The organism is Eggerthella sp. 1_3_56FAA, from assembly GCF_000185625.1.
Classification (GTDB): Bacteria; Actinomycetota; Coriobacteriia; order Coriobacteriales; family Eggerthellaceae; genus Eggerthella; species Eggerthella lenta.
This window is the reverse complement of the sequence record NZ_GL622579.1, coordinates 1,130,079-1,139,683: the sequence shown is the minus strand read 5'-3', so window position 1 is coordinate 1,139,683 and position 9,605 is coordinate 1,130,079. Positions and strand designations below refer to the sequence as shown.

Sequence of the window (9,605 nt, the reverse complement as noted above, 5' to 3'; positions counted from 1 at the left end):
ACGACGCCCAGTTGCGCCGCCCGCGCGGCCCCTGGTCGACGTTCCCGTACCCCGTGCTTTGCGTGCTCGTGTTCCTCGGGGGCGGCTTCCTCTTCGGGTGGTGGCATCCCGGCTGGTTCGTCTTCCTGACCATCCCGCTGTACTATTGGATCGCCCACATCATCGAAAACGACCCGAACTATCGGGCGAACCGACGCTAGCGGAAGGGCCGTATCATGACGAAACTCACGACGGCGTCGTACGTCAAAATCACGCTCATCATCGCGCTCGGCTTGCTCATCCTGGGGTCCATCGGATTCGGCGGATGCTCGGCCATGCGCTTCGGAATGCGGGGAGGAACGGAAATGGGATCGGCGAACGTGGACGCGGCCAGCGTCAAGAACCTCAGCGTCAAGTGGGCCTCCGGCGCGGTGAACATCGACGTCGTGGACGAGGGCGACGCCATCGAGCTTGTCGAGACGGCGCCGCGCGGCATGACGAAGGCGCAGCAGATGCGCTGGTCCGTGAACGGCGACACGCTGTCCATCGACTACGGCACCTGGTTCTCGTGCTTCGCGCTGGGCCGCAAGGACCTGCAGGTGCGCATTCCGAAAAGCTACGCCCAGAACCTGGGCGCCGTCGAGATCGACGGCGCGTCGGGCGACTACGACGTGAACGGCCTGGGCTGCGAAACGCTCAAGCTCAAGCTGGCCTCGGGCGATGTGGACGGGCAGCACCTGCAAGCCGACGAGCTGCGCGTCGACGTGGCCAGCGGGCAGCTCGACGTCGAGGGCCGCTTCGCCGACCGCGTGGACGTGCGCACCGCGTCGGGCCAGACGCGCATCGTGTGCCGGGAGGCGTGTCCGAAAACAATCGACGCGGATATCGCCAGCGGCTCGGTGAGCGTGGCCGTTCCCGAGAGCAGCGGCTTCACCGCTCGCATCGAGAAAGCGTCTGGTCGGTTCAGCAGCTCCTTCTCACTTTCGCAGAACGGCAACGTGTACACGAGCGGCGACGGAAGCGCCAGCATCAACGCGCGCCTGGCCAGCGGCGAGTTCCGCATCGACGCCGACGACTAGGAAGCTCCTCCCTTGCCATCCTGAGCGAGCGAAGCGAGTCGAAGGATCCCGTGCGGCGATAGCCGTGAGACTTCCAGCTGACGTTGCGCGGGATCCTTCGACTCCGCACCTTCGGCGCTGCGTTCAGGATGACGACGGCATGCTTCGACTCGGTGTGTCGAAGCATGCCAAGCCCTCGCCCCTTTGCCGTCCGTTTTGCGCGAGCGGTGCTATAATACCAATGAATTGCTGCATTGCGACAATGGGGAGTTGCGGGCGAGGACGAGGGGCGGGGCGGCGCGTGTTCAACGTGCTCACGACAAGCTATCTTTTCCTGGGAGGAACGGGAGCGGGCGCCCTCGCCGTCCTGTGCGTGCTCGAGTGCGCCCGCGTGCTGCGGTGGCGCGCGCTGGCCATGCCGGAGGAGTTCTTCGCCCGGGCATGGCCGATGTGCACGGTGACGCTGGCGACGGGCATGCTGTGCCTGCTGGTCGACCTGGGGCGCCCTGACCGCCTGCTCGGCCTGTTCGCCTCGCCTGCGCCGTCGGTCATGGCGGCGGGGTCGTTCGCGCTGGTCGCGGCGTTGGCCTGTGCGGCGGCGTTCTCGTTGGGCGCGCTGCTGGACACCGTGCGCCTGCCGCGTGCGGCGGTTCTGGCGCTTGCGGCGGCGGGCGCGCTGTCGGCGGCGGTGACCGCGACGTACACCGGCGTGCTGCTGGAAAGCCTCGCGTCGGTGCTGCTGTGGCGCACGCCGCTCGTGCCGGTGCTGTTCGTGCTGTCGTCGGCATCGTGCGGCATCGCGACGGCGTTCCTGGCAGCCTCGTTCGTGGAGACGCGGCACCCGCACCGCGGGCCGCTCGTGTGGCTCGCGCGGATTGACGGCGGTATCGTGGTCGTCGAGGCTGGCTGCCTGGCTGCGTTCGTGCTGCTCGCGTTCGCGGGCGAGGAGACGGCCGCGGCTGCTCGGGCGCTCGCGTTCGGCGAGCTGGCGCCCGTGTTCTGGGGCGTGCTCGCGGTGTGCGGGCTGGCCGTGCCGCTGGTGCTGGAGCGCTTCCTCACGCATGGGAACAGCCGCACGCAGCTTCTGTGGATAGCGGCGCTGCTGCTGGTGGGAGGGTTCGCGCTGCGCTGGTGCATCGTCGGCGCGGGCGCATACGATGTGACGCAGATGCCGGAAGCGCTGTACGGGCTTTCGACGTTCGGGCTTACGGGATAAGGAGCGAGTGCGATGGCGAGACGACGGGCAGGCGAGCGGTTCGTGAAGGACGCCCCCTACGACGTGCGCGACAAGGATGCCGAGATCAGGGCGGCCACGTCCTACGTGCCGCGCAAATCGTCGCGCAACGGCGCGGTCATCTTCAACATCGCGACGTTCATCGCCACCTGCGCCGCGGTGCTGGGCATCGCGTTTGCGGCGACGGGAGGCGTGGGAATCGAGGCGATCGTTGCCATGCTGCTGGCGGCGCTGCTGGTGCTGTCGTCCACACACATCGCGCTGAGCTGGGAGAAGGTGGTGGTGCTGCGGTTCGGCAAGCTGAACCGCGTCGTGGGGCCGGGTTTGTACTTCACCATCCCCGTCATCGAGCACGGCACCATCCGCGTGGACCAGCGCACCATCGCCACGCCCTTCTATGCCGAGAAGACGCTCACGGCCGACCTCGTGCCCGTCACGGTAGACGCCGTGCTGTTCTGGGTGGTGTGGGACGCCGAGAAGGCGTGCACCGAGGTGGAGGACTACTACGCGGCCGTGTCGTTCCTCGCCCAGACGGCGCTGCGCGAGGCGGTGGGCCGCTCCACGGTGGCCGAGGTGGCGCTGCGCCGCGACCAGCTGGACGCCGAGATCAAGGACGACATCGAGAAGGAGGCCGCCGGCTGGGGCGTGGACATCATCTCGGTGAAGGTGCGCGACATCGTGATCCCCGACGAGCTGCAGGAGGTCATGAGCCTGGAAGCGCAGGCCGACCGCGAGAAGAACGCGCGCATGACCGTGGCCGGCGTGGAAGCCGAGCTGGCCGAGATGCTGGCCGAGGCCGCGCGCGTCTACGGCGACCCGGAGGCGGCGCTCAAGCTGCGCACCATGCTCATGCAGTACGACACGGTGAAGAAATCCAAGGGCACCGTGGTAACCGTGCCCACCGCGATGAGCGACGGCTTCACGGATAGTGCTATGATGAACGGCGACCGAACTACTGAGAGATAGGCTTCCATGAACCCGCTCGCCTCATTCGAACTCGACTACAACAGCGGCCTGCCGGTGTGGATCCAGGTGAAGAACCGCATCGCGTACCTCATCGGCTCAGGCGAGTACAAAGCGGGCGACCAGCTTCCCACGGTGCGCTCGCTGGCCGTCGACCTCGATATCAGCTACAACACCGTGAACCGCGCCTACATGGATTTGGAGCGAGAGGGGTACATCTCCACGCGCAAGGGGAGGGGCACGTTCGTGGCCGAGCGCCACGCCGTGGGCGCCGCCCTCGCCGCCGACAACCCCGTCGAGCTGTTGGCGGACGACCTGATCCGCACCTGCGCCAACGCCGGCATGGCCGATGACGACATCCTGGCCCTGGTCCAAGCCCGGCTGGCCCAGAAAAGCCTGACGCGGGCGTAGGCGACCCGCGCTGGGCGGGCGCTGTACCCTCTTGGGCGCGAGCCTTTGCTTGTGGACGAAGAAACTTGTGTCGCGGCGATTCGCGATGCTCGCGATATGCGACCGGTGCGGTGTTCGGCGCGCGCATCGGCGCGTCTCTGTCGCGCCAAGAGAGAGGGGGGTGAGGGCGTCCGCGAAGCACCCTGTACGACGTCAGCCGATTCGTCCCGCCGTCCCTCTCTGCATTGTCGATCCGCAAAGTGTCACAATGCCGGTTTCGTCCAGGTACAGATGTTTCACGTGAAACATCTGTACCGTATCGCTTGATGAACCGATAAATATCCTACCGTTTCCAGCATCATTTATCCTCGAAGTAGGCATGTTTATTAGATTGATTGTCGCAATGCATTGTGATAATGTGACAGTCACAAGGATTTGGCCAATTCTTATCAGGAGCAACAGGGGGATATCCGATAAGAGTGCGCTTGGGGACGAGGGGTTCGAAGGCGTTGCGCGAAAGACGTCTGCTCGTCGAGCCGTTTTCCCGACACCATCCGCAAAGGGGATATCCTGACACGATCTTTGAGGAGGAAAGATGTCAGGAGCAACCAGCTCGCACAGCGGGCTCACGCGCAGAAGCTTCCTGAAAGCAACCGGCGCCGTCGCAGGCGCGGCTGCCGTGATGGGCGTCGCGACGCCGACGCTGCAGGCGTTGGCGGCCGATTACGAATCAGGTCAAAAAGAGAGCGAGCAGGAACGGATCTTCCGCGGAGTATGCCGTCCCAACTGTTTCGCGTTCTGCCACTTGAACGTGCATGTGAGAGACGGAAAAGTGGTCAAAACCTCGCGTGCTCCGTACAACGAGAAATGCTACGATCGCATTTGCCAGCGAGGACTTTCGCATGTGCATAGAATCTACGATCCGGCGCGCTTGCAGTATCCAATGCGACGCGTGGAGGGAACCGAACGCGGTGCAGGCGAGTGGGAACGTGTGAGTTGGGACGAAGCACTTGACGAGATCGCCGGGAAGATCAAGTCTATCCAGACCGAATTTGGCGAGAGCGCCGTGGCGTTCCTTACCGCTTCAGGCAATCAGTCGTGCGCGATCACGAGCGCGTACGGCCGACTTTCCTCTCTTATGAATGCTAGCAGCATCGGCGCTTGCCTCGATATGGGCAGTTATTACGGCATGCAGGCGGTTGCCGGCTTGTACATCAGCCCTTTGATGGGTCTGCAGATGTGGGAAGGCAATGAGCCGACCGATGCCAAGAACGCGAAGACCATAGTGGTGTGGGGCGCCAATATTACCGACGCGCAGGTTCAGAACTGGCACCTGGTCAAGGAGGCCATGCAGGGCGGCACCAAGCTGGTGGTTATCGATCCGGTGTACACGCAGATCGCCTCAAAAGCCGACAGGTGGATTCCCATTCGCCCCGGTAGCGACACGCTGCTGAAGTACGCTCTCATGAACGTGGTTTTGGAAAAGGACGCGCAGGATGTGGCGTATTTGCAACAGCATACCGTCGCACCGTTCTTGGTGCGCAGCGATACGGGCATGTTCGTGCGCAGAAGCGACACCGGCATCGCCCCGGTTCCCACCGGCGTGATGAATCCTACCACGGGCAAGGAGGTCATGGACGATCCGTACATGGTTCTCTCGAACGGCGAACTCGTTTCTGTCGACGAAACGTCTGCGCCCGACATCGAAGGATCGTACGAGCTCGACGGTGTGAAGTGTCGCACGGCGTATGCGCTGCTGAAAGAGGAGATCCTCGATCATTCGCCCGAGAAGGTTTCGGAGCTTACCGAAGTATCGGTCGATGACATTTACGAGCTGGCCGAAATCTGCATGGACACCCCGGTGTACCACTATGAAGGCTATGGTCCCCAGGCGTACAACAACGGCGGCCATACCACGATGGCGGGTCTTACCCTTTGCGCCCTGTTGGGCAATTTGGGCAAGCCGGGAGCTTCTTACGGTGCGTTCTGGGGCGTCCATATGGGGGTCAATCCCGCGTATGCTGCCCCCAACGGTCCCAGCACGGGTTTTGCCATTCCCAGCGTCGACCTGAAGAACGTGGTGGAAACCGGCAAGTTCGGCGGCAAGCCCGCGCAGATCAAAATGCTGTGGATGTATTCGGCCAATCCGCTGAACACCCACACCGACACGCATGCGTGGACCGATGTCATTATTCCGGCTATGGAATACGTCGTGGTGGCGGATTCGGTCATGACCGATTCCGCACGCTACGCCGACATGGTGCTTCCCATCGCCCAGTGGTTCGAACTGGAGGAGGTTGCGAATGCGGGTCAGTGCTCCTCGCTGCACTACAGCGAGAAGGCTATCGATCCGCTTTACGAGAGCAAGCCCGATCCGCAAATCGTGACGGAGCTTGCGCAGAAGCTGGGGCTCGGCGATTATTTCAAGCTTGACAACGGTGGAATCCTCGAAGAAATGTACGACACCGATATGGGCAAGGCCCTGGGTATGGACATGGGCAACCTGCGTGAAAAAAAGCAGATACGCTTCATTCCCGGAGATGCGGAGACGGATCCCCATATCGCGTATGCGGATGGGAAATTCGGCACGGCATCGGGTCGCTTCGAGTTCTATCGCGAGATGCCGATGCCTCGCGCGGCCACTACCAAGACGCCTACTCCTGAAGAGATCGATCGCGAGCGCATGGCTCGCTGGTTCCCGCCGCTCGAGGCGTGGCCGGAAAACGAGTTGTACAAAAAGTACCCGCTTGTTCTCATGAGCGAGCGTCCCCGATACCGCGTTCACTCCCAATGGTTCAGCACGCCGCTGTTGCGCGAGCTTGATCCCGAGCCGTACGTGAAGATCAATCCCGCCGATGCCGAGGCGCGCGGCATTTCTGACGGAGATTACGTCGAGTGCTACAACGATCGTGGCTTCGCTGTTGCCAAGGCGGTGTATTCGCAAGCTATTCGACCTGGCATGTTGGTGTATCCCAAGGGATGGCAGCTGTCGCAGCATAAGGCGGGCGGTTGGTCGGAGCTGAGCTCCACGGAGTTCGATGTGTTCGCGGTGAACAACAACTTCATGGACGTGCTTTGCGAGATTCGCGTGTGGAATGAAGGGGGTGCTCGATAATGGCCGAGCGGCTGGGTATGGTCATAGATATGAAAGGGTGCGTTGCCTGCGCTTCGTGTGCGGTGGCGTGCAAAGTGGAGAACAACTTGCCTGACGGTGTTTGGTGGAACCGCATCTTGACGGATGGCGGGGACAATCCCGACACTCCGGCGGGAGCATACCCGAATTTGACGATGGAGAATATCGCTGTTGCGTGCCAGCATTGCGAGAATCCTGCGTGCGTGAAGGTGTGCCCTGTTGGAGCAACGTACAAAGATCCTGAAACCGGTGCGGTTCGTCAGGACTACGATAAGTGCATCGGTTGCCGCATGTGCATGTCGGCGTGTCCGTACACGGGCGTTCGCTCGTTCAACTGGGAAGAGCCGAAGCATGCGATCGGCCATGCTATGGGCGATGCCGACGTGGCGACGCATCAGAAGCACGTGGTGGAGAAGTGCACGATGTGCTGGCATCGGCTGGCGAAGGGTTTGCAGCCGGCTTGCGTGGAGGTATGTCCCGGACGGGTGCGCTTCTTCGGCGATTTCAACGATCCCGAATCCGAGGTGTCGCGCCTTCTTCGCGAACGCGCCCATAAGCAGCTTCTGCCCGAGCGCGGCACGAACCCCTCCGTCTACTACCTCGTTTAAGCAGAAAGGGAGAATGAAATGTCTGAGAACACTCAGGCGGCGCCTGCCGCCAAGGCTCCTGCTGCCAGATTCGGGGGCAAGGGGCTCAACATCGGCATCGTCGTGGCGGCGGTCGTCACCGTCGCGGGGCTGGCCCTCTGGGGCATGCAGCTCTCCGGCGGCCTCGTCCAAACGGGTATGCGCAACTTCGACTCGTGGGGCCTCTACATCACTATGTTCATGTTCCTCGTGGGTCTGTCGGCCGGCGGCCTGATCATCAGCTCGGTGCCGCGCGCCTTCGGCATGAAGGGCTTCGGCGGCATCTCGAAGATCGCCGTGTGGACGTCCATCTGCTGCACGGTGCTGGCCGTGGGCTTCGTGGTGATCGACCTCGGCCAGCCGCTTCGCCTGTGGGAGCTGTTCGCGTACTCGAACCTGGGCAGCCCGCTCATGTGGGACATCGCGGTCATCTCGATCTACCTCATCCTGTCCGTCGTGTACCTGTGGGCGACGCTGCGCGCCGAGGCGGGCAAGGTGTCGGAGAAAGCCCTGCGCGTGATCTCGGTCGTCGCGCTGGTCACCGCCGTGCTCGTGCATTCGGTGACGGCTTGGATCTTCGGGCTGCAGCAGGCCCACGAGTTCTGGCACACCGCCCTGCTCGCGCCCTGGTTCGTGTCCTCGGCGCTGGTGTGCGGCGTGGCGCTGGTGCTCGTGGTGGTCATCGCGCTGCGCAAGGCCGGGTACCTCGAGCTCGATCAGGCCAACGTCGTCAAGCTCGTCAAGATGCTGGGCGCGTTCGTCGTCGTCGACCTGTACTTCTTCGGCTGTGACCTGCTGACCGCCGGCTTCCCGGGCGGCTCGGGCTCCGAGATCGTCGCCATGCTCGCAACCGGCCCGCTCGCCCCGTTCTTCTGGGTCGAGGTCGTCGGCTGCGCGCTGTGCGCCGCGGTGTGCTTCACGCCGAAGCTGCGCACGGACCCGCTCGTCGTGGTCGCCAGCCTGCTGGCCATCGTCGGCATCTTCTGCAAGCGAGCGCAGCTGCTGGTGGGCGGGTTCCAGATCCCGAACCTCGACTACGCCGGTCCCATGACGCAGTACACGGTGACCGATTGGGCTACCGGCATGACGGGCGCCTACCAGGGCATGGTGTACTGGCCGACGCCGATCGAGTTCGGCATCGTGCTGGGCGTGGTCGGCCTGGGTGCCTTGCTCCTGCTGCTGGGCCTCAAGTACCTGCCGCTCAAGCCGGTTGATCAGGACCGCTGATAGGGACGCTTCGGAAGGAGCGCGGCTTCGCGCGCTCCTTCCTTGTCTGACGAGGTGAAGCCATGTTCAAGAAACTGCTCGTGACGCTTGTCGCCTTCCTGCTCGCGGGCGCGTGCGTGCTCGCGGCGGGTGCCGCGGCCGAGCCTGCGACGGGGGTGCGGCCGATCGAGGCCGATTCCCCCTGCCCGGCCGTCGGGTGCGCGTCGGGGTCGTGCCACGGCTTCGACGACGTGCCCGAGCCCGACGGCGTCCACGAGATGACGTGCCCGGAGGCGTCGTGCGCCTCGACCGAGTGTCATGCGTGGGACACGCTGGCCACGCGCTATTACCAGGCGTCCGACGCGAGCCTGAACCTGTGGGTGCTTGCGCCCGTGGCCTTGGTCGTGGGCCTTGTGCTGATCGTGCGGAAGGTGGGGTGATGCCGTATGGATAGGAAGCTTCTCGCCGTCGATGCGGCGTGCTTGCTGGTTTACCTGGTCGCGGCGAGCCCGGCTCTCACGGGCATCGGCATCCACGAATGGCTGGGTCTCGGCGTGCTGGTCGTGTTCTTCGCGCATGCCGCGATGCATGTCGACTGGGCCGTCGAGGCAGTTAGGTCTGCGTTCGCGCGGCCTTCGTGGGCGCGGACGGGGAACCTTGCGCTCGACCTTCTCATCGTCGCCGCGTTCATGACGGTGACGGTGTCGGGGATCATGGTGTCGGGCGCAGTGCTGCCGGCGCTGGGGCTGTACGCGGACGGCTACTACTTCTGGGATCCGCTGCACGCGATCGCGGCGAAGGCGCTGCTCGCGCTGCTGCTCGTGCACGTCGTGGCGCATTGGCGCTGGCTGGTCGGTTTCTTCAAGAACGGGAAAGGGGAACGTCATGGGAAATGAAGTTGCGGACGCGAGCGTCTGGCAGGCCCGCGCCGCCGCCTGGGAGCTCGCGGCGCTGAGCCTGCGCTACCCGGGCGCGGAGCTGGCCGGAGTCGCGGCGGGCGGCGAGTGGGACGAGGC

At 63.9% G+C, this 9,605-nt stretch carries 9 protein-coding genes and 1 pseudogene; all 10 read left to right on the top strand.

The features are described 5' to 3' along the window. Window positions 1-200: pseudogene (locus HMPREF1023_RS04995) on the top strand (XRE family transcriptional regulator); the annotation flags it as partial. A gap of 15 nt (window positions 201-215) precedes the next feature. Next, entirely contained in the window at window positions 216-1,058 is an 843-nt protein-coding gene (locus tag HMPREF1023_RS04990) for a DUF4097 family beta strand repeat-containing protein (protein WP_009305090.1), read from the top strand. A gap of 280 nt (window positions 1,059-1,338) precedes the next feature. Next, the gene (gene nrfD / locus HMPREF1023_RS04985; protein ID WP_009305089.1) at window positions 1,339-2,253 is read left to right on the top strand and encodes an NrfD/PsrC family molybdoenzyme membrane anchor subunit; all 915 of its coding nucleotides are present in this window, start codon (window positions 1,339-1,341) and stop codon (window positions 2,251-2,253) included. Between the two features lie 12 nt (window positions 2,254-2,265). Beyond that, on the top strand, window positions 2,266-3,237 hold the full coding sequence (locus HMPREF1023_RS04980) for a slipin family protein (RefSeq protein ID WP_009305088.1): 972 nt from the start codon (window positions 2,266-2,268) through the stop codon (window positions 3,235-3,237). A gap of 6 nt (window positions 3,238-3,243) precedes the next feature. Beyond that, complete coding sequence (locus HMPREF1023_RS04975; RefSeq protein ID WP_009305087.1) at window positions 3,244-3,645, top strand: GntR family transcriptional regulator; 402 nt, start codon at window positions 3,244-3,246, stop codon at window positions 3,643-3,645. 574 nt (window positions 3,646-4,219) lie between these two features. Next, complete coding sequence (locus HMPREF1023_RS04970) at window positions 4,220-6,739, top strand: molybdopterin-dependent oxidoreductase (RefSeq protein ID WP_009305086.1); 2,520 nt, start codon at window positions 4,220-4,222, stop codon at window positions 6,737-6,739. After that, window positions 6,739-7,365 carry a 4Fe-4S dicluster domain-containing protein gene (locus HMPREF1023_RS04965; protein WP_009305085.1) on the top strand — a complete coding sequence of 209 codons (627 nt, stop codon included), beginning with the start codon at window positions 6,739-6,741 and terminating at the stop codon, window positions 7,363-7,365. Before HMPREF1023_RS04970 ends, HMPREF1023_RS04965 begins: the two co-directional genes overlap by 1 nt. Before the next feature lie 18 nt (window positions 7,366-7,383). Continuing rightward, window positions 7,384-8,610 carry an NrfD/PsrC family molybdoenzyme membrane anchor subunit gene (nrfD, locus tag HMPREF1023_RS04960; protein ID WP_009305084.1) on the top strand — a complete coding sequence of 409 codons (1,227 nt, stop codon included), beginning with the start codon at window positions 7,384-7,386 and terminating at the stop codon, window positions 8,608-8,610. A gap of 62 nt (window positions 8,611-8,672) precedes the next feature. Next, window positions 8,673-9,029 carry a hypothetical protein gene (locus HMPREF1023_RS04955; RefSeq protein WP_009305083.1) on the top strand — a complete coding sequence of 119 codons (357 nt, stop codon included), beginning with the start codon at window positions 8,673-8,675 and terminating at the stop codon, window positions 9,027-9,029. A gap of 6 nt (window positions 9,030-9,035) precedes the next feature. After that, window positions 9,036-9,485 (top strand): DUF4405 domain-containing protein, encoded by a 450-nt coding sequence (locus tag HMPREF1023_RS04950; RefSeq protein WP_009305082.1) that lies wholly within the window; start codon window positions 9,036-9,038, stop codon window positions 9,483-9,485. Window positions 9,486-9,605: the final 120 nt, after the last annotated feature.